General features: G+C 40.4%; 24 protein-coding genes and 1 pseudogene. 5 read left to right on the top strand and 20 right to left on the bottom strand.

The features are described from left to right. Positions 1-41: 41 nt before the first annotated feature. Together VXQ11_RS03095 and VXQ11_RS03090 are read left to right on the top strand one after the other, a co-directional pair. A pseudogene (locus tag VXQ11_RS03095) lies at positions 42-230 on the top strand (I78 family peptidase inhibitor); the annotation flags it as partial. 460 nt (positions 231-690) lie between these two features. Continuing rightward, entirely contained in the window at positions 691-1,857 is a 1,167-nt protein-coding gene (locus VXQ11_RS03090; protein WP_064096121.1) for an MFS transporter, read from the top strand. A 16-nt stretch (positions 1,858-1,873) separates the two neighbouring features. Here VXQ11_RS03090 and VXQ11_RS03085 read toward each other — a convergent pair whose 3' ends face one another. Together VXQ11_RS03085 and VXQ11_RS03080 are read right to left on the bottom strand one after the other, a co-directional pair. Continuing rightward, on the bottom strand, positions 1,874-3,364 hold the full coding sequence (locus tag VXQ11_RS03085; protein ID WP_416705406.1) for an amidase: 1,491 nt from the start codon (positions 3,362-3,364) through the stop codon (positions 1,874-1,876). A gap of 49 nt (positions 3,365-3,413) precedes the next feature. Then, complete coding sequence (locus VXQ11_RS03080; RefSeq protein WP_416705405.1) at positions 3,414-4,844, bottom strand: diguanylate cyclase; 1,431 nt, start codon at positions 4,842-4,844, stop codon at positions 3,414-3,416. Positions 4,845-5,160: 316 nt separating this feature from the next. On the opposite strand from VXQ11_RS03080, the gene VXQ11_RS03075 reads away from it, so the two are divergent. After that, positions 5,161-5,604 carry a hypothetical protein gene (locus VXQ11_RS03075; RefSeq protein WP_171486399.1) on the top strand — a complete coding sequence of 148 codons (444 nt, stop codon included), beginning with the start codon at positions 5,161-5,163 and terminating at the stop codon, positions 5,602-5,604. Positions 5,605-5,659: 55 nt separating this feature from the next. Here VXQ11_RS03075 and accC read toward each other — a convergent pair whose 3' ends face one another. The 3 genes from accC to aroQ are packed head-to-tail and all read right to left on the bottom strand — an operon-like array spanning position 5,660 to position 7,931. Then, complete coding sequence (gene accC / locus VXQ11_RS03070) at positions 5,660-7,024, bottom strand: acetyl-CoA carboxylase biotin carboxylase subunit (RefSeq protein WP_144725126.1); 1,365 nt, start codon at positions 7,022-7,024, stop codon at positions 5,660-5,662. An 18-nt stretch (positions 7,025-7,042) separates the two neighbouring features. Continuing rightward, on the bottom strand, positions 7,043-7,459 hold the full coding sequence (gene accB, locus VXQ11_RS03065) for an acetyl-CoA carboxylase biotin carboxyl carrier protein (RefSeq protein ID WP_100355001.1): 417 nt from the start codon (positions 7,457-7,459) through the stop codon (positions 7,043-7,045). 16 nt (positions 7,460-7,475) lie between these two features. Next, positions 7,476-7,931, bottom strand: a complete 456-nt coding sequence (gene aroQ, locus VXQ11_RS03060; RefSeq protein ID WP_064096126.1) for a type II 3-dehydroquinate dehydratase — start codon at positions 7,929-7,931, stop codon at positions 7,476-7,478. A gap of 972 nt (positions 7,932-8,903) precedes the next feature. Between aroQ and ybaK the strand changes: the two genes are divergently transcribed. Then, positions 8,904-9,371 (top strand): Cys-tRNA(Pro) deacylase, encoded by a 468-nt coding sequence (ybaK, locus tag VXQ11_RS03055; RefSeq protein ID WP_416705404.1) that lies wholly within the window; start codon positions 8,904-8,906, stop codon positions 9,369-9,371. 93 nt (positions 9,372-9,464) lie between these two features. Here ybaK and VXQ11_RS03050 read toward each other — a convergent pair whose 3' ends face one another. The 15 genes from VXQ11_RS03050 to VXQ11_RS02980 all read right to left on the bottom strand — a co-directional run bounded on the left by VXQ11_RS03050 (position 9,465) and on the right by VXQ11_RS02980 (position 16,891). Next, positions 9,465-9,683, bottom strand: a complete 219-nt coding sequence (locus VXQ11_RS03050) for a hypothetical protein (RefSeq protein ID WP_227499332.1) — start codon at positions 9,681-9,683, stop codon at positions 9,465-9,467. A gap of 128 nt (positions 9,684-9,811) precedes the next feature. Next, positions 9,812-9,967: a hypothetical protein gene (locus VXQ11_RS03045; protein WP_416705403.1), complete on the bottom strand. Its 156-nt coding sequence runs from the start codon at positions 9,965-9,967 to the stop codon at positions 9,812-9,814. Then, complete coding sequence (locus VXQ11_RS03040; RefSeq protein ID WP_416705402.1) at positions 9,964-10,320, bottom strand: hypothetical protein; 357 nt, start codon at positions 10,318-10,320, stop codon at positions 9,964-9,966. Before VXQ11_RS03040 ends, VXQ11_RS03045 begins: the two co-directional genes overlap by 4 nt. Continuing rightward, positions 10,313-10,558, bottom strand: a complete 246-nt coding sequence (locus VXQ11_RS03035) for a hypothetical protein (RefSeq protein ID WP_416705401.1) — start codon at positions 10,556-10,558, stop codon at positions 10,313-10,315. The genes VXQ11_RS03040 and VXQ11_RS03035 overlap by 8 nt, the downstream gene beginning before the upstream one ends. 226 nt (positions 10,559-10,784) lie before the next feature. Beyond that, positions 10,785-11,681 carry a hypothetical protein gene (locus tag VXQ11_RS03030; RefSeq protein WP_064102092.1) on the bottom strand — a complete coding sequence of 299 codons (897 nt, stop codon included), beginning with the start codon at positions 11,679-11,681 and terminating at the stop codon, positions 10,785-10,787. A gap of 22 nt (positions 11,682-11,703) precedes the next feature. Further along, positions 11,704-11,928 (bottom strand): helix-turn-helix domain-containing protein, encoded by a 225-nt coding sequence (locus VXQ11_RS03025; RefSeq protein WP_064102093.1) that lies wholly within the window; start codon positions 11,926-11,928, stop codon positions 11,704-11,706. Between the two features lie 13 nt (positions 11,929-11,941). Further along, positions 11,942-12,274, bottom strand: coding sequence for a hypothetical protein (locus VXQ11_RS03020; RefSeq protein ID WP_064102094.1), 333 nt, complete (start codon positions 12,272-12,274; stop codon positions 11,942-11,944). Between the two features lie 9 nt (positions 12,275-12,283). Next, a complete protein-coding gene (locus VXQ11_RS03015; protein ID WP_064102095.1) occupies positions 12,284-13,363 on the bottom strand; it encodes an ATP-binding protein in 1,080 nt (359 codons plus the stop codon). Positions 13,364-13,388: 25 nt separating this feature from the next. After that, on the bottom strand, positions 13,389-13,778 hold the full coding sequence (locus VXQ11_RS03010; protein ID WP_064102096.1) for a hypothetical protein: 390 nt from the start codon (positions 13,776-13,778) through the stop codon (positions 13,389-13,391). Next, positions 13,775-14,017: a hypothetical protein gene (locus VXQ11_RS03005; RefSeq protein ID WP_064102097.1), complete on the bottom strand. Its 243-nt coding sequence runs from the start codon at positions 14,015-14,017 to the stop codon at positions 13,775-13,777. The genes VXQ11_RS03010 and VXQ11_RS03005 overlap by 4 nt, the downstream gene beginning before the upstream one ends. Positions 14,018-14,242: 225 nt before the next feature. Continuing rightward, positions 14,243-14,698, bottom strand: coding sequence for a hypothetical protein (locus VXQ11_RS03000; RefSeq protein WP_064102098.1), 456 nt, complete (start codon positions 14,696-14,698; stop codon positions 14,243-14,245). Continuing rightward, positions 14,673-15,620, bottom strand: a complete 948-nt coding sequence (locus VXQ11_RS02995; RefSeq protein ID WP_064102099.1) for a hypothetical protein — start codon at positions 15,618-15,620, stop codon at positions 14,673-14,675. Before VXQ11_RS02995 ends, VXQ11_RS03000 begins: the two co-directional genes overlap by 26 nt. 91 nt (positions 15,621-15,711) lie before the next feature. Next, positions 15,712-16,014: a hypothetical protein gene (locus VXQ11_RS02990; RefSeq protein WP_064102100.1), complete on the bottom strand. Its 303-nt coding sequence runs from the start codon at positions 16,012-16,014 to the stop codon at positions 15,712-15,714. After that, positions 15,998-16,189 (bottom strand): hypothetical protein, encoded by a 192-nt coding sequence (locus tag VXQ11_RS02985; RefSeq protein ID WP_064102101.1) that lies wholly within the window; start codon positions 16,187-16,189, stop codon positions 15,998-16,000. Before VXQ11_RS02985 ends, VXQ11_RS02990 begins: the two co-directional genes overlap by 17 nt. A gap of 21 nt (positions 16,190-16,210) precedes the next feature. Continuing rightward, entirely contained in the window at positions 16,211-16,891 is a 681-nt protein-coding gene (locus VXQ11_RS02980) for an XRE family transcriptional regulator (RefSeq protein WP_064102102.1), read from the bottom strand. A 105-nt stretch (positions 16,892-16,996) separates the two neighbouring features. On the opposite strand from VXQ11_RS02980, the gene VXQ11_RS02975 reads away from it, so the two are divergent. Continuing rightward, a complete protein-coding gene (locus tag VXQ11_RS02975; protein WP_064102103.1) occupies positions 16,997-17,185 on the top strand; it encodes a hypothetical protein in 189 nt (62 codons plus the stop codon).

The raw sequence follows: 17,185 nt of genomic DNA, 5'->3' as shown, positions 1-17,185 counted from the left end.
AGATGCCTCCTCACCAAGGAAATACTATGAGCAGCTGTATATCTGATGAAGCAGCAAAACTTGTTGGGCAAACTGGTTTATCTGAAGCGACAATTAAGGCAAAGACTAAAGCTGAAATTGTACGTATGGTGGCGCCTGGCCAGCCGGTAACTTTAGATTACCGTTCAAATAGAATTACAGTAGTTACTGATCCACAAACTAAAATTATCGTTCAAGCATCTTGTGGCTAATAACTCAAGACTGATTAACAAAAAGCCATCTTCGGATGGTTTTTTTATGGTGGCAATTTATGGACGCTCATTAATCTAAAACCCTAACCCATAAGCCTCTATCCAAGAAGAAATCTCGCCATCAATCACAACCATTGCTAACCTAACTTATTCAGATGTGAAAAAGCGGCAATTTGAATTCATGCCAAATAAGATCAAGTGCATATTCAAAATAAATTTCCATATTTAAATATCGTAGATCACTGATTAAAATGACGAGATCTATGAATCCCAAATTATTTTTAAAAAGAATTATATAAAATTCTAAGAGTGATAAAATTATAAGAATTAGCAATTTAGAAAGGAATCTACAAAAATAAAAATTGTAGATTGTAGAAATGCAAAATAAGGTCAATTCAGTGCAGTTAAGAACCACTTTTAGTAAGTTGCAAGTTTCGAAAATACAAGGATATAGATATCTATGCCAGCTCTAGCAATTCAGCATAGACTCAGTGGATTCTACTTTTTTTACTATGCAATTGTCGGGGCGTTCCTGCCTTTTTGGAGTCTGTATCTTGAAGATCAGGGCTTCAATTATCAGGAAATCGGGATTTTATCCTCTATTGCTATTATTACCCGGTTCTTTGCGCCGTTGATTTGGGGCTGGATTGCAGACAAGTCGGGTAAGCGAATGCTGCTGGTGCGTATAGCCACCTGGATGGAAGCTTGTATCTGGCTCATGATTTTCATTATTCCGAATAGCTTTCAATCTGTAGCCTTGCTAATGCTGATTTTCAGTTTCTTTCAGAATGCTATTCTTGCTCAGTTTGAAGGCGTAACCTTGTTCTGGCTCGGAGAAAAAAGAGCAGAGCTCTATGGCAAAGTACGAAAATGGGGATCTGTCGGTTTTATAATCGGTGTATTCGGCTTAGGTACCGTCTTTGAAATTATCAGCATCAGTATGTTGCCAGTCTTGTTGCTCTGTATTTCATTTCTGGCCTTTCTCTGGTCATTTACTATTAAAGAACCAAGGACGGCACCCACTGCACAGAAACAGCTCGAACCTTTATGGCCGATATTCAAACGTCCTGTCGTGTATAGTTTTTTTCTGATCGAATTAATTCTGTTATTTTCGCATGCACCGTTCTATAGTTTTTACAGCAATTATCTAAGTCAGGCTGGATTTAGTACCAGCCAGATTGGTTTGCTGTGGTCAGTCGGAGTTATTGCAGAAATTATCATGTTTGCCTATGCGACGTTCTTTTTGACACGCTGGTCATGGCGTCATCTGGTCACGCTATGCTTGTTAATGACTGGATTAAGATGGTTCATCGTTGGGGTATTTCCTGCTTCATTTACGGCACAGTTTTTTGCTCAAACGATTCACGCTTTCAGTTTTGGTTTATTTCATATGATCGCGATGCGGGTAATTTTCCAGAACTTCTCTGCAGGGCAGCAAGGACGTGGACAGGCACTTTATAGCACTATGTGGGGGATCGGGGTAGCAAGCGGTAGTATTCTGGCTGGTCATTATTGGGATCAAATAGGCGGAACATCTATCTTTATCGCTGCTGCGGCATCGACCTTGTCAGGTTTATTGCTGGTTTTCGGGTTGCCTAACAAAGTCGAACTGCAAAAACAGGCTTGAACATATTATCTTGACATTAAATACGGATTTTTGAGTATTGCTCAAACCACGGCTGTGCCTGCTCCAGTTGGGCCGCCAGTTGGAGCAGTAGATCTTCACGTGCAAACGGCGCAATAAACTGTGAACCGAGCGGCAGGTTCTGGTCATTCCAGTACAGCGGTACCGACATTGCCGGAAGGCCGGTAATATTGGCGAGCTGGGTAAAGGGCACCCATTTCAGATTTTCTTTAACAATTTTATCGACCAGTTTGCCTTGTGCCAGCAAATGGGCTTTACCCACATTCAATAAAGCTTTTAAAATTGGTTTTTGCCAAGCAGGTGTTTTGACCTCACCATTTTTCGGAGCCACTGTCGCCGTTGCAGGCGTCAAATACAGATCATAATCATCAAAGAAATGATTCATCTGGGTTACATACTGACCCCAGTTATTTAGGTTCTGAATATAATCCAGCGCGCTGGTCTTGGCTCCGAAGGCGGCCAGTGCCAAAGAGTCCAATTCAAAATCATTCGATCTAGACGGATAGCTTTTCTGGATTTCATCCAGCATGAAAGAAAACTGGCTAAACCATGTGGTAATAAAATCCTTGGCCAACTGCATCCCATCAATCGCTGGACGGTCTTCAATCACTTCATGACCCAGAGACTCTAGTAGTTTTGCTGTATGTTTAATAGCTTGAATTGCATCCTGAGAGACAGGTGTGCCAATCGTAGAATAAGTGCTAAACGCGATTTTCAGCTTCTTGGGTGGCTGCTGAATCACATCCAGATAATGATGTTGAGGACGTTGAATTTTAAATAGTGAACTATGATCTTCACCATGAGTAGCATCCAGCATTGCAGCACTGTCACGCACCGTTTTGGTTAATACATGCTGAATTGCGGCGCCATGCATGGCTTCACTCATTTGTGGTCCCCAAGGTGTACGGCCACGACTTGGTTTCAGGCCGAACAGGCCACAATAGGAGGCAGGGATGCGAATCGAGCCACCACCATCACCAGCACCCGCAATTGGCACAATTCCGGCTGCCACAGCAGAAGCCGAACCACCTGAAGAGCCGCCACTATTATGCTGTAAATTCCACGGATTTTTACAGCTACCCCAGGCATCTGGTTCAGTAATACCTTTAATGCCAAATTCAGGCGTATTGGTGCGTCCAAAGGTCACAATTCCGGCTTTTTCCCAGCGATTGACAATCTCGGCATTGGTCTCGGCGATATAACTGATCCGTTTTAAACCCTGACAGCCATAAGAAGTCGGATAGCCTGCATATTCCTGAAACAGGTCTTTGACCAGAAATGGTACACCGGCAAAAGGGCCAGACAGATTTTGCTGGCTACGTTTTAACGCGTGTTCATGCATCGGGATGATAATTGCATTCAGTTCGGGATTGGCAATTGAGCTACGTTCCAGGGCAGCAGATAAAAGTTCACTTGAATGTACCTGTTTATTGCTGACCAGTTCAGCGAGCCCTAAACCGTCATATTGCAGATATTCTTCTAATTTCATTGCCATTCCCTAGCGTTGATACTGTGTTAAGGTTGTAGAGGTTTTATGCTTAAGATGCAAGTACCACCTGATTGCGCCCACGATGTTTGGCCTGATATAGGGCTTGGTCTGCAATATTAATCAGGTTTTGCAGATCTTGGGAGTTGGGTTCATTTTGGTGGGTGATGCCTATGCTCACTGTAATATACAAAGATGAGCCATCTGATTGATGCATCGGGGTTGTTTCCACAAGGTCTCGAATCCGTTCTGCAATGATGCAGGCTTCTGAAGGCTCAGTATTCCAGAGTAAGAGTACAAATTCTTCTCCGCCAATGCGTGCAAATAGATCTTGGGCACGTAAGTTGTTACGTACAATTTGTGCAAAGTGTTGCAGGACTTTATCACCGACATGATGGCCAAAATGATCGTTCAGGCGTTTGAAATAATCAATATCCAGCATGATCACTGAAAATTCCATCGTCTTGGCATATTGCAGTAAATATTCACCTTTCTTAAAGAAGAAATGACGATTCATGGTTCGCGTCAGACTATCGTGATTAGCCAGATATAGAACCCGTTTAAACAGTTCATTACGGTTTTGGCTGATAATACAAAGGATTAGCGGAGATAAGGCCAGCATAAACAGCCCGATCCGCAGTGAAATATAAATCGTGGAATCGGCCAGTGTGGTGTGATTGGTTGCATAAAACTGTGTCAGGCTGTAATAGGTCAAAATGATGACAAAAGCATTGATCATCGTCATGGTAAACAGACGATATGTCAATGCAGCCCAGATCAGTGCAGCCAATGGGTAGAGCATTGCGCCCGGGCCTGCAAAAATATTGGTAATGATGACACAGGCCACGACTGAAGATGCCGGTAAAAAATAACTGAAATAATTACGTTTTTGACGACGGTTTTTAAATAGATACCGCAGGTCTTTTATTCTTGGGAATGCCAAGATTAAAGGGAGAAACACAATATAATTCACCATTTCACCGGTCCACCACAGACCAAAATCAATCCATAAATTTTCTTTGGTCATGAATGAATTTGGTAGATTCGGCAAGGTGAGAACTGCAAAGGCTGCACTGGCCAGACAGCCTGCAAAAGCGAAGATGCCAAATAAATGAACAAAGGTATAACCGGTATTATAGTATTTGTAATTAATCTTGAAATATCGAATAAAAAATATCGAAACAATGGTACTAATCAAATTGGAAAGGGTAAGAAACAGGCTATGCAGTAAACCATTCCCGGTGACCAGATCTGCAAACATAAAAGCACTGAACGCGCCTAACCAGCCTCCCAGATTATTTAAATGTGGAAAGCGTAAAAATAGGGCCAGCAAAGCCGCGTTCGCCGGCCATAATAAGGCCAGATACTCTAGCGGTCTGGTTGCGATCCCAATAAGACAACATACTAAAACAGCAAAAACAATAACGAAATAAGCATGAGTTTCATGATTTAATTGTTTTTCTATTATTCGAGCTAATTGCAAATTTAAAATCCTATATTCAAATTTTTAAGTGTGAATGATCACTTTGTTTAGCAACTAAGTTTGACCCAAAATATGATTTTATTGTTTGATTAATCTGTTATTAATACGAACTATTAAGATTCTTATATACGAAATATATACAAAAAAAATCAGAAAAGAAATCTATGTTTTTAAACAATGTGATAAATAGTTTCTGACTCTGTATTGAAATTGCGTTAGAGTGGGACATGATCCCAATAAATATGATAATTTAGAATTAATTGTTAAAAAGATGCCAGTAAATATGAAAAAAACATGTCTTAGCCTTATCTTAATCATGAGCTCACCTTGGCTAATGGCGACAGAAAATAAAAAATCAGAGAATACTCCAGTTAAAACTGCTGAAATTCCAAATACCTTTACTGTTAAAACCCGTCCGGAAATTGTCGGTTTGTGGGGGATGGAAATTCCGAATAATAAAAAGTGCATCGAATATTATAATTTTAAGGGAAATAATAATGTTGTGATCAAAAGTGGCGACGAATGGACATCAGGGTTATATGATTATCAACCCGCACAAGACCCTTCGCAGCAGATTCCCGCACTAATTCTGCAAGTGAAATATGATAATAATGAAAAAGACTGCTCGGGTAACCAAGTTGACCAATCTGGTGAAATTTCACAGTATTTTGTGAAATGGCAAAACTCTTATACGATTAATTTCTGTGCCAATGAAAAAGCTGAGCAATGTTTTGCCGTCCTCAGACGCGTATTGCCTTAGATTGCAAACAATAAAAAACCGCTGAATGACAGCGGTTTTTTTTATAAGCTTGGTTTTAGGCGTTGTCTTCAGCATTTTCAAGCTGCTTTAACAAATGTTTTTCCAGATAATGAATATCCATTGCCTGTTTGCAGAAGTTCTTGTCCTGAAGGATTAAATCTTTATGCAAAGGAATATTGGTTTTCACACCAGTCAGAATCATTTCGTCCAGAGCATTTCTCATGCGCGAAATAGACGTTTCACGATCCTTACCATGTGCAATCAGTTTCGCAATCATCGAATCATAATAGGGTGGAATGCTATAACCTGGATAAACATGTGAATCCAGGCGAATGCCCGCACCCCCTGGTGCATAAAAGTTTTCGATCTTGCCTGGTGAAGGTAAGAAGGTAGAGGGATCTTCTGCGTTAATACGGCATTCAATCGCATGCCCCAAAACCTTGACATCTTCTTGCTGGATATCGAGACCTAAACCACCCGCAATACGCAATTGCTGTTCAATAATATCAATACCCGTAACCATTTCTGTCACCGGATGTTCAACCTGAACACGCGTATTCATTTCAATAAAGAAGAATTCATCATCTTCAAACAAGAATTCGAAGGTACCCGCACCACGATATTGCATCAGCTTACATGCATTGACACAGGCTTCCAGAATGTCAGCACGTGCTTGCTCTGGCAAGTTCGGTGCCGGAGCTTCTTCCAGTACTTTTTGGTGGCGGCGCTGCAGCGAGCAGTCACGATCATACAGATGAATCGCATGGCCATTACCATCGGCGAGTACTTGTACTTCGACATGACGTGGCTTTTGCAGGAAACGTTCCATATAGACCGTATCATCTCCAAACCACATTTCCGCATCACGCTGTGCAGCCTGAACTGATTCCAGCAGGGTATCGACATTTTCGACGATACGCATACCACGACCACCACCGCCAGAAGCGGCTTTGACGATCAGCGGGAAACCGATTTCTTTCGCTTCAGCCAAGGCATTATTAGGCGTCACTGCATGAGCTGAACCGGGTACAGTCGGGACACCCGCTTTACGCATGGCCATAATCGCAGAAACTTTGTTCCCCATTAAACGAATATGTTCAGGACGTGGACCAATAAAGATAAAACCAGAATTTTCTACGATTTCGGCAAATTCTGCATTTTCAGCGAGGAAGCCATAGCCAGGATGGATAGCGTCTGCACCGGTAATTTCGGCAGCAGTAATAATCGCTGGAATATTCAGGTAGCTGTCACTGCTCGCACCTGGGCCAATGCATACTGCTTCATCACAGAAACGCAAATGCATTAGGTCCTTGTCTGCGTCAGAATAGACACCTACAGTTTTGATCCCTAAAGTTCTGCAAGCTCGGGTGATGCGTAACGCAATCTCACCACGGTTTGCAATTAAAACTTTTTGCAACATTATAAATCCCCGGGGTGATTAAGCGCGGTAGCGGAAAAGTGGTTGACCGAATTGAATCACTTCACCATTTTTCACCAGAATTTCTTCAATCACACCGCTTTGAGTGGCTTCAATCGGGTTCATGATTTTCATTGCTTCGATAATACCGAGCGTATCGCCTGCAGAAACGGTCTGGCCAACTTTAACAAATGTCGGTTCACCTGGGCTTGGTGCTGCATAGAACACGCCGACCATTGGTGAAGTTTCAACAGCACCGCGAGGAGATTTTGCCACTGGCGCTTCGGCTGCTGGTGCAGGCATCGCAGGAACAGCTGCTGCAACCACTGGATTACGACGAGTTAATGCAATCGATTGATCGCCTTCTTTAACTTCGATCGCCTGTAAGTCAGATTCAATCATCAAATCGATGAGTTTCTTGATTTTACGGATATCCATGAGACAGTATTCCTAATTAAGATTGTGTAGAAGATTGTATTTTTTCAATGACATAATCGAGGGCAGCAGCATAGCCTTTTGCACCCAGACCACAGATCACACCGATGGCTTTATCGGACAAGTACGAATGATGTCGAAATGCCTCACGTGCGTGCACATTCGACAGATGGACTTCAATGAAAGGAATGGCGACGCCAAGGAGGGCATCGCGAACCGCAACAGAGGTATGGGTCAATGCTGCCGGATTAATAATGATGTATTGAACGCCGTCTTGCTGGGCTTGATGAATCCGGTCAACAATGGCACCTTCCCAGTTGCTCTGGAAAGTTTCAAGTTGTAATGTGGCCTGTTGAGCTTGGACAGTCAGTTGCTGGTTAATATCATCAAGACTAAGGTGACCATAAACTTCCGGTTCGCGCTTCCCAAGCAAGTTTAAATTCGGTCCATGAATAACCAAAATGGTCGAACTCATCCAGCATGCTCCAATTAAAAGTATCGGGTTTTGTTTGCAAGATGTCTGCAAACTCTGCTTATTATTGCATGATTTTCTACATTACTATTTATAATTTCTTTGAATTGACGTAGAAAGCATATAGCAAACAGTGGCGCTATAATGAAAACTTTGCAGAGATTTGGCAATGTTAAAAAATTACAATTCGCGAGGTATTCATATTATTTTCATTGTAAACCCAATTGGCAAAAACAGTTAATATCCTTTGTGTAACTGTATCTTCATGTTAACGCTAAATTCTTCCTCTTAGTGATATTTTTAATTTTAACCAGCTTTTTCCTGACAAATTTGAATGCGGTATATAAGTTGAATCCGGTAAAAAAAACTTCAGATTAATGTTGAAAATTTTTCTGCTCATTTCTTTTAAATAAAAGTGATAATTTCCTCAGTGTCATGTAATGAAATTTAAAAAACCTAAAATAAGACAATATCTTAATGGATTTTACTTGATGTAAAATCTGCATTTTTTCTAAGATTCTAAAATTAGTCATATCTCTGTAAATTCAGTTGTGCATCATAAATATGATTTCAAGAGGTACTTTATTGCCGAGATATAAAGCCTGTATCCCGGCAAGTTTGACAGAAGATCCTTGGAATATGTACTTCCTATTTATAAGCTAGATGAAGTGACGAATGTGTTCATCTTCATATTTTCTTGCAATCAAAAAATGACCTCTCTAACGCTTAGATAGTGGCAAAAACGCATACATTTGCTGTAATTTTGCTCATCTCCATCTTTGTAATAAAAACTTAAAAAAATGCTGATAGCCACAATGATTGACTAAAAAATGAAGGCTTTAAAACAAAATAGGTTTGAAGAGGCCAGAATAGGGATTTAAAGCAAAATTTGCTCTTTAGTTAGTTCATCTGATTTAACTTCTCGAACCAATATTTATATAATCATATGATTTCTCATCACCCATAAGACTTTCCATGACCCCTGCATGTAAATTGTTAAAAGTAAATAAAATTGAATACAGCATTCACGAATATGAACATAATGCCAATGCCAAAAGTTTTGGACTGGAGGCTGCTGAAAAATTGGGGCTTTCTGTAGAGGAAGTCTTTAAAACCTTACTGGTGACGGATGAAAAACAATATTTTGTGGCAATTTTACCTGTGCATCATCAGTTAAGTCTGAAAAAAGTAGCGACAGCTTTGGGTTGCAAGAAACTCCAGATGGCAGATCCTAAACAGGCAGAACGCTTGACTGGTTATCTGGTCGGTGGAATTAGTCCAATTGGGCAAAAGAAGCGTTTAAAAACAGTAATTTGTATTAGTGCAAGCCAACTTAAAAAGATGTATGTAAGCGGTGGGAAAAGGGGGCTGGATATCGGGTTAAATCCGCAAGATTTAGCGCGGATTTTAGGTGCAGAATTTGCCGATATTGTAGATGAATAATTAGGATTTAAAACTTAAGAATTAGCTCTTAGTTTTTAAGGTTACTCACAATGATACTCACAAAATGAAACGCCTAAAAAAGATAAAGTCGCTCTAGGCGACTTTATCTTTTAACTCTATATCAAGAATGACAGATTGAACATAGGAACTTAGCCAGAAACTCTTCCTTCCATCCTTATGCGGTTTCATGTAGCGACCGTCTCGAATTCTGGAATCCAGTGTCTCAGGTTCGATATTGAGCAATTTAGCAAACTCGATCCGACCAATCCGACGTTCACTGCTTGCCTTGAGTGCTTTTCTAAGTTCCTGCATTTCGCTATGTATTGCCTGGAGCAATTCATATTCAGTATTAGCTTTCATAACACCTCACTTAAATCCACAAATTGAACAAAACACGTCACAATGAACCGTGAACTTTTTACAGATGAAGCAGTATTCAGTCACTGTTGTCCTCCTTGAGTCTTTAGATATTCCGCTTTAGCAGCTGCCCAATGATTCTCATCGTATGGGTTTAAACCTTTTTTTTCACACCAGGTGGTACACCACAGAAATTGAGCATCATCGTATGGTGTAGGTTGAACAATCTGAATGCTCACTCAGACACCTCAATACTTTTAAATAACGACTTCATAAGATCGTAGGTTTTAGGTGCAAAACGCTGTTTAACTTCTTCATTCAGCAAAGTCTCGATTTCATCCCAGTGATCAACTAGAACAGCCCAGTGCTTAGAGACCACTTTCATTTTTCCAAGACGTGCACGAAACTCCGGTACTGCATTAAGTAATCCCACGCAGCGCTCAAAGTCGGCCGGATCATGTGGATGAAAATTAGTTTCCCATGCTTTGCCCGCCACTGGACCATCATTAAGCAGTGTTGCCATCAGACACTTGCTCGACATACCTGTATTCGCATTTAGTAGCCAGTGCATAGATTTTTGAACTTCAGTCATTATTTAATTCCTTGTACTGAGTAATGATGTCCACACCGCAAAAAGGGCAGTAATTTAAAGCAACACGATTCTTTTTGAATCGACCCGCCACTATTTCAAGTCGAGATGAATTAACTTCCCGCATACTCATGATCTGACCCTGAATATCACCATAATGATTGCGAGTGACTTCACTAAGAAATTCACACATTTCAATCCAGTTGCCTGTATTTACACACCGCTCTTTCTGAATTTCCATCAAGCCACCTGTTTTAATTTTTGATACCGAGCACGGGCATAAGCACGGCATGCTGAGATACATTGAGGGCAACGACAGCCAGTGTTATACATGCTAATTGTGCCGTGTTTACGTTGTCTTTTTTCAACCAGTCCACATTCATACAACTTCTTCCAGTTAGTGTTCGCTGCACGACATTCATCGCAGCGACACCCATGGTTTGTATATGTAGAGATCGTCCCGTGCTTCAACGAACCACCTCCATTTTGAGTTCCACCACATATGGATCTGGCAGTGGAGTCAGAAAGGTGACATTGTCCATTTTGAATACATGCTTCAGCACTTGTTCCAGCTGGTTTTCGGTAAGCTTTACGGTTTTAGTTTCAACCACACGATGCTCGACCCAGTTATCGAATGGAGACTTGGCATTTTTTTCCTTTTTAGAAGTAGAGACTTTACTCATGCGGGGTTCAGCACGTACACGAGGGATATCTTTTACATAGAAAAATGTACGTTCATCACCTGAATTTTCTGAGCGTAAGCAACCAAGGTTTTCAAGTGAATAACAAGAATTACGCACCTGACGGGCAGTAAGACCTAAGGCAGTAGCGACTGTTGCAGGCTTGGCACCGTGACTTTCTGATTTAATACACTCAATAATTCGTGCACGAATAGGTTTGCTTTCATCTGGAGTGGTTTCGGATAACGGTTGTTCTATCTTGAAAGGGGTTCCTGGAATGATGTCGAGTAGGTTGGTTGGCGTGATTTTGGCATCAAAACCTTCTACGCCAACGACCTGAGTTGCTGGAGGAGTAGGAACATCAACTTTGGCTTGGTCCTTAGCTACTTCCATGACCTTGCCTGTATTTGCACTAACTGCCAACTGAGTTTCTTTTTGAACTACTGGCTCAGCATGTACTTGATCGGCTTTTGGGGTGGTGTGATAGACACCTAACTCATCCAGGTGAATTTTTTCGTCTTGCAACAAGACAGCAAGGCAGTTTTTAACTGTCTTTAATGACATTTTTGAATTATTGGCAATTTGTGCAGCAGATAAACCAAAAGGATCATTGGCCAATGTATCGAACACTTTGCCAAGGTTTTTGTCCATTTTTAAGCTGTTAAGGTCTTTAATATTTGTCATGAGCGGAGTCCAGAATAGAAAATTAGTGCAACATGCCGTGATTTTTTAATTTTTTACGCAGCGTACCCCGGTTCAAACCCAATAGTTCTGCAGTAAGTGTCTGGTTGCCACGTGTCTGAACCAGAGTCATCGACAATAAATGTGCTTCAACTTGCTCAACCACAGCGCGGAATGCATCCCCTCTACTGATTTCAACGATGTGTTCAAGTTCTTCCTTGTTAATCGTCAACAAATTTTTCTCAACCATGCTGTATTTCCCCTTAAGACGTTTGAATGACGCGAATTTGTGAATTCAACTTTTTAATAAAGGCCGAGCCTTGTTTGAAATAAACTTTAAAAAATACCTGGTAACGCTTTTTTCCTTCCGCATTGAGGTGCTCTGAAGAAGTGATCGTGACTTGGCCACGGGTAGGGTGTACAAAGGTCACAATCTTTTTCTTTTTACAGACGCTTAAAATGCGGTACTGATCATTGAGTAAAAACGCAAAGAATGCCTTTCTCATGGTCAGGTCAATCGACCCCACCGGCTTGGTGGGATCTGGTAAATGATTGAAGTAGGTCATACCTTTTTGTTCAATTTTTGCGTCTTGCATTGTTTATTCTCAGCCAGTGAATTCGTAGCCCAACTGATCAGCACGTGCTTTACATGTCTTTAAGATCGTTGGATAAAACTCAGAGTTTCGGAAAGTTTCTAGAGCACCACTTAAGACATGAATGTCTTCAACCTGAGGTAATGTTTTCAGTGCCTCGTTGAAACGACTTTTCAAGTCGTCTATAGGTGTGCCTTGTGTGCTTTGCTGTTGTGCAGCGGCTTGACTAGACTTCTGGGCAATGATTCCCCGGATCCCTTCACAGGTTTCTTCAAATTTTTGTTGTTGAACGTCATGCAGACTATTCAATCCACGTTTTGCGCAGTACTTCTCAATATCAATGCCTGCCTGTTGCATGAGATATTGAAGTTCCAAAAATTGATTACCGTCGATACATGCATCAGCAGAACCAGAATTCAGCCACCGCTTAAGTGCTATACCATCGGCTTCAGTCAGCGGTCTTGGTTCAATGAATAAACGTGTACGGTCTTTAGTGGCAATGGCTAGGTTTTCATGAGTAAGATCCAGAACCGTGGTGAACTCGTATTCAATACCTTCACGCTGTTCTGCTTTCATACCCACTTTTTCAACTTTCTTCTTGCCGCCATTGTTGGTTTGCACGGTTTCCATTTTTGAGCGCAAGGTCACAATGATATTGATGCTGGACTGCAACATCGCATCGATAAATTTACGGTGACGTGGTGTGACTTCGCTCCACGCTCCCCAAGTGTTGCCACGGAACGTTGTGCTACCCAACTTATCTACGATTTCTAAACAACCACCCACACCCGACCACTCATGGGTAATGCTGTCCAAGATTAAAGTGTCAAAACCTGCTGCTTCAGCTGCTTTGATTGCATCAATGAATTTTTCAGGTGTGTAAGGAGGCTGTAAATTTGCATGTTCAAATGCAACAATATCTTCATACAGTTCAGCACTACTGTTTTCAGTGTCTGCCACGGCAATACGACCGCCAATACCTTTGGCCAGCATTAAAGCGCCATAGGTTTTACCCGCACCAGTAGGACCAGAGACAGCTAAGCGTAACTTTGCATTTTTACGTTGAGCCGGTTTAAAAAATACGTTTGTCATGACTTTTCCCTCAAAAAATCAAAAATTAATGTGCTGAACGGTAGCGACGTGCCCAGTCGCGGTACTCATTCGAACCATAAAAACCTGAGTTCACACGTGTTTCATGTGCTTGGGTGCGTATCTCACTTTTTTTGCGCAATTGCGCATTTACAATTGGTTGGCGGGCTTGGTTCAGTGCCTTGACTAGCCATTCTTTTTGATCAGCCAGATTGATTAGCGTCATGCTGCCGTCAATCGCTTGTTTATGAACTTCGAAGCCTGCGATGTTTCCAGCTTTATGGGCATTTACACTGCTTTTGCGCTTAAGCACATAAGTCACTGGGCGATCTGTACCCACACGGTAGCGTTCACAGTGGTAGGTTAGAAAATTCGGATCTTCCTGCTGGAAGCTGTCGATGTGTTCTGCAAATTTCATTTCGCTTCTCCTACAGCTTTGGCGATTGCTTCGGCTTGATACGCAGCTTCTTTGTCTGATGCATGAAGAACCATTACTGCCAGACCAAGAAGTACCGAAAGTACAAGCATCCAAGCAGCCACATTTGATGCGACTTCTTTCCCTACTGACTTTGATTCAGGGTGCTGGTACAAACGCTCGGACGTTTGGCGAGAAGTGCCAAAGTCGGGCAAGTTGCTTTGAATAGGGTTTTGTTTCATACTTATTTCACTCACAGTTAGATTGTGGGTCACGCTCCAGGTAGTTCGCGCTACGCTGGGGCTTTTTGTTTGCCATGAGATATATGTTCAATTAATTGAACTAAAATGTCAATAATATGTTCAATAAATAATGTAAAAGATATTCAATTAATTGAACTGTGTGTTTTAATAGACAAAAGAAAACCCACCGCTGGGGTGGGTTGTTTGGAGTTGGATCGGGAAGTGTTAATCCAGACCTCTTGTCCGATCAGAAATGTTCAATCCTAGTTTTTGTATTGCCATAAAGTTGGCAATAAAATATAAAATTCCAAGAATATTTAAAAACATAGCAGCAAAAGCTAGATTAAAAACTATTTCTAAATTACTTAATTCTAAAACAAAGCTCGCAGTTGGAAAAATTTGGTATGTTAAGTACATGCCAGATATTATAAAAAAGTACACCAGATATGAGTTTCTAACATCTAATAAATTAGACTTAATTGCTTTGTAATAAGCATCATTTTTTACCCTATCTGGATTGAGTGTGCATAAGATACCCATGCCGATTGAAAACATGATCCCAGCAACCGTATAAATAGTATTTAAAAGAGAGGAATCAGGGGATTTTGACGCAAGAGAGCCTACGGCAACTGAAATCACCAAAAAAAGTGAAACATTAAGCAGTAGCTTTTTTACGTTCATTTTCCAATTCTCTAATAAATCTATTCATCTCTTGTGATAGCTGAGCCTCGTTGAATAGGTTTGTATCTGTAGTTTCTATAGTAACCTCTTTTGTTCTTAATATTTTTTTACCTTTGATAATTTTTTTATTATTTCTAGTTAGAAATTCAAAGTTATCCAAGTCAGCTACAGGTTTCAATAGTGCACCAAATGCTCTTCTAATCTGTTCATCATCATCTTTTTTAGGCTTTTTAAACTCAATGACCAGTTTTGCTGAGATCATCTGTTCAAGCTGATGGTCAGATATATCCTTAGTGTCGTTTAGGGCTCCTTTAACTAAATCTAATGCAACTTTCCCAATATTGAATGTTTTGCCAAATGTGGGTTTGGCTGCATTAGGGGTAATATTCCCCCCGGTAACTGGATCCCTAACAGTAATATCCTTAATGTTTGATAGTTCAGGCATCGCATCCTCAGCCACCAAAGGGTTTACCTCATACAAATCATTTAACAACCAATTCAGATAAGTTTGTAAGCGAGTAATTGTTAAATTACCCGGCATATTTGTTATGAGGAAATTATTATTTACTGAAAAATAATAATGGTTTTTATAGATTGCCTCAGCATTCACGACACTGCTATTTAGATCAGCAATTGTGAAATGTTTCTTAGAAAACAAGGTGCCATCAATATGCTGAACATTATTTCCCAAAGCTACTCTTAGCATAGTGCAGAAAATAGGATCTCCAGTAGAGCTATTTTTTGCAAAATCAGATATTAAATCTTCTTCTTTTTGCGGATCTTCTGCATTGAGAAGCATACGCCTTTCATTAACCGCTATAGATGTTTGTAGCTTGACTCTTAATTTTTCACCCAGATCCGATTGTTTTTTATTAACGTCTGAATTAATTATTTCAAATGCACGTAATTTTGCGATAGCCATTTTGAATCCCCTAAATATCTAACCCCCGATCAAAGTGCTGCGTCGGGTTCGCAGTTTTATTTATCCAGCCAACAAAAAATGATTTGAGGGTTTATTCCCCTGAATACTTTTCTAAAAATTCATCTATCCATCCTTGTGCTACTCCAAGATTGGTTATGTCAGTCAGCTTTAGATTAGTCTCTTCTGCTTCGTTAAAGCCTTCAATAATAGCTTCGAAGATATTTGCTTCACTAATGACCTCGTGCGCCATTTCCGCAGCGTCATAGCTTTGTTTGGCTTTTTTAAGCGAGGCTATTTGTTTATCAATTCCTGTGCCAATTTTATCTAATGCCAATTTAAATTCTTGACGACTAATCGTTAGTGCGGTTTTGGATTTATTAAGTGTTGCGATCATTATGTTTTCCTTCTTCAACTAACTTAATAATTTGTTCATTGCTATAAACAGAAACAAATCTTGTACTTCCAATTTCTGTTGCTAAGATTTTTACATCTGGGGCAGATAGAGAAATTTTTTCATTATTGGTAGCAGCTTCAATAATTTGATTGATAGATAGTTGAGAGTTGTCCATTTAATTTCCTTAATAATTTAATTATCCGGCACGCCATATTTGACGGCCCATTACTTTAAAGTTTTTGCCATTCTCTTCTGTCACCAACTTATCTCGATACTTTTCATTAAGACTATGAAGAATTAAGGAGCCGTCAGCTTCTTTGAATATCTGCTTAATCATTCCCTCGCCAGCAAGATAGACGGCATAGATCTCACCATCAATAATATTTGTTTGGGAAAGGTTGATACCCACCAAATCACCATCTTTAATAAAATCAGCCATGCTGTCACCTTTGGCTTTTATTATTTTCATGGTCTGTTCTGTGACATTTTTATCTTTTAAAAAAGAAGGTGGAAAGGGAATTTTTCCATTTATAGCATCGAAGTGAAATTCAATAGATTCACCCTCACCACATGAAAAATTCGCTTCAACTACCTCGATCCAAACAAAATGATCACGAATGTCATCATTAACAGCTACTGTTTCCAACACTTGGTCTGCATGAAAAGAACCAGAAAATTCCCCGGTTAAAAGCCAATGAGAAGTAGTTTTTAATGCTTTGGACAAGGCCTCAATATGTTTTGCGCTAGGGTTATTACTGCCATTCACCCAACCGGAAACCGTTCCTCGGGCCGCACCAGTGGACCGCATTAAGTCTGCTTGTGAAAGATTAAGCTCAGCCATGCGTTGTTGAATTCGGTCTGATACAGATTGGTACATGGGAAAAATCTCGCTTATTTGTGTTCAAAATTATGAACAAATAAATTGACAATTACCTGAACGTATAGTTCAATTAATAAAACTAATTAGTTCAGGTTTTTGAATATGACTGTTGATCAGCTAATCTCTTTTTATGAAGTAAAAAATAAGTCACAACTAGCCCAAAAAATTTCTGCTGCTCGTTCAACTATAACGCTGTGGGAAAAAAACGGTATTCCACCACGCACCCAAGCATCATTTGAAATTTTGACACGTGGCGCATTAAAGGCCGACCGAAAAGCACTTTCAGCCTAG

Source organism: Acinetobacter sp. 197, from assembly GCF_048148385.1.
Classification (GTDB): domain Bacteria; phylum Pseudomonadota; class Gammaproteobacteria; order Pseudomonadales; family Moraxellaceae; genus Acinetobacter; species Acinetobacter pecorum.
Note: the sequence above shows the minus strand (reverse complement) of the source record. Positions and strands in the feature narration are given on the sequence as shown.

What these genes read in the sequence shown, in the direction of transcription:
- VXQ11_RS03010 (WP_064102096.1), bottom strand. Translation starts at nt 13,778, where the DNA reads ATGAAATTTGCAGAACACATCGACAGCTTCCAGCAGGAAGATCCGAAT.
- VXQ11_RS03050 (WP_227499332.1), bottom strand. Translation starts at nt 9,683, where the DNA reads ATGCAGGAACTTAGAAAAGCACTCAAGGCAAGCAGTGAACGTCGGATT.
- VXQ11_RS03005 (WP_064102097.1), bottom strand. Translation starts at nt 14,017, where the DNA reads ATGAAACAAAACCCTATTCAAAGCAACTTGCCCGACTTTGGCACTTCT.
- VXQ11_RS03035 (WP_416705401.1), bottom strand. Translation starts at nt 10,558, where the DNA reads ATGGAAATTCAGAAAGAGCGGTGTGTAAATACAGGCAACTGGATTGAA.
- VXQ11_RS02985 (WP_064102101.1), bottom strand. Translation starts at nt 16,189, where the DNA reads ATGGACAACTCTCAACTATCTATCAATCAAATTATTGAAGCTGCTACC.
- VXQ11_RS03000 (WP_064102098.1), bottom strand. Translation starts at nt 14,698, where the DNA reads ATGAACGTAAAAAAGCTACTGCTTAATGTTTCACTTTTTTTGGTGATT.
- accC (WP_144725126.1), bottom strand. Translation starts at nt 7,024, where the DNA reads ATGTTGCAAAAAGTTTTAATTGCAAACCGTGGTGAGATTGCGTTACGC.
- accB (WP_100355001.1), bottom strand. Translation starts at nt 7,459, where the DNA reads ATGGATATCCGTAAAATCAAGAAACTCATCGATTTGATGATTGAATCT.
- VXQ11_RS03090 (WP_064096121.1), top strand. Translation starts at nt 691, where the DNA reads ATGCCAGCTCTAGCAATTCAGCATAGACTCAGTGGATTCTACTTTTTT.
- VXQ11_RS03030 (WP_064102092.1), bottom strand. Translation starts at nt 11,681, where the DNA reads ATGACAAATATTAAAGACCTTAACAGCTTAAAAATGGACAAAAACCTT.
- VXQ11_RS03020 (WP_064102094.1), bottom strand. Translation starts at nt 12,274, where the DNA reads ATGCAAGACGCAAAAATTGAACAAAAAGGTATGACCTACTTCAATCAT.
- VXQ11_RS03075 (WP_171486399.1), top strand. Translation starts at nt 5,161, where the DNA reads ATGAGCTCACCTTGGCTAATGGCGACAGAAAATAAAAAATCAGAGAAT.
- VXQ11_RS03085 (WP_416705406.1), bottom strand. Translation starts at nt 3,364, where the DNA reads ATGAAATTAGAAGAATATCTGCAATATGACGGTTTAGGGCTCGCTGAA.
- VXQ11_RS02990 (WP_064102100.1), bottom strand. Translation starts at nt 16,014, where the DNA reads ATGATCGCAACACTTAATAAATCCAAAACCGCACTAACGATTAGTCGT.
- VXQ11_RS03040 (WP_416705402.1), bottom strand. Translation starts at nt 10,320, where the DNA reads ATGACTGAAGTTCAAAAATCTATGCACTGGCTACTAAATGCGAATACA.
- VXQ11_RS02995 (WP_064102099.1), bottom strand. Translation starts at nt 15,620, where the DNA reads ATGGCTATCGCAAAATTACGTGCATTTGAAATAATTAATTCAGACGTT.
- VXQ11_RS02980 (WP_064102102.1), bottom strand. Translation starts at nt 16,891, where the DNA reads ATGTACCAATCTGTATCAGACCGAATTCAACAACGCATGGCTGAGCTT.
- ybaK (WP_416705404.1), top strand. Translation starts at nt 8,904, where the DNA reads ATGACCCCTGCATGTAAATTGTTAAAAGTAAATAAAATTGAATACAGC.
- aroQ (WP_064096126.1), bottom strand. Translation starts at nt 7,931, where the DNA reads ATGAGTTCGACCATTTTGGTTATTCATGGACCGAATTTAAACTTGCTT.
- VXQ11_RS03025 (WP_064102093.1), bottom strand. Translation starts at nt 11,928, where the DNA reads ATGGTTGAGAAAAATTTGTTGACGATTAACAAGGAAGAACTTGAACAC.
- VXQ11_RS03015 (WP_064102095.1), bottom strand. Translation starts at nt 13,363, where the DNA reads ATGACAAACGTATTTTTTAAACCGGCTCAACGTAAAAATGCAAAGTTA.
- VXQ11_RS02975 (WP_064102103.1), top strand. Translation starts at nt 16,997, where the DNA reads ATGACTGTTGATCAGCTAATCTCTTTTTATGAAGTAAAAAATAAGTCA.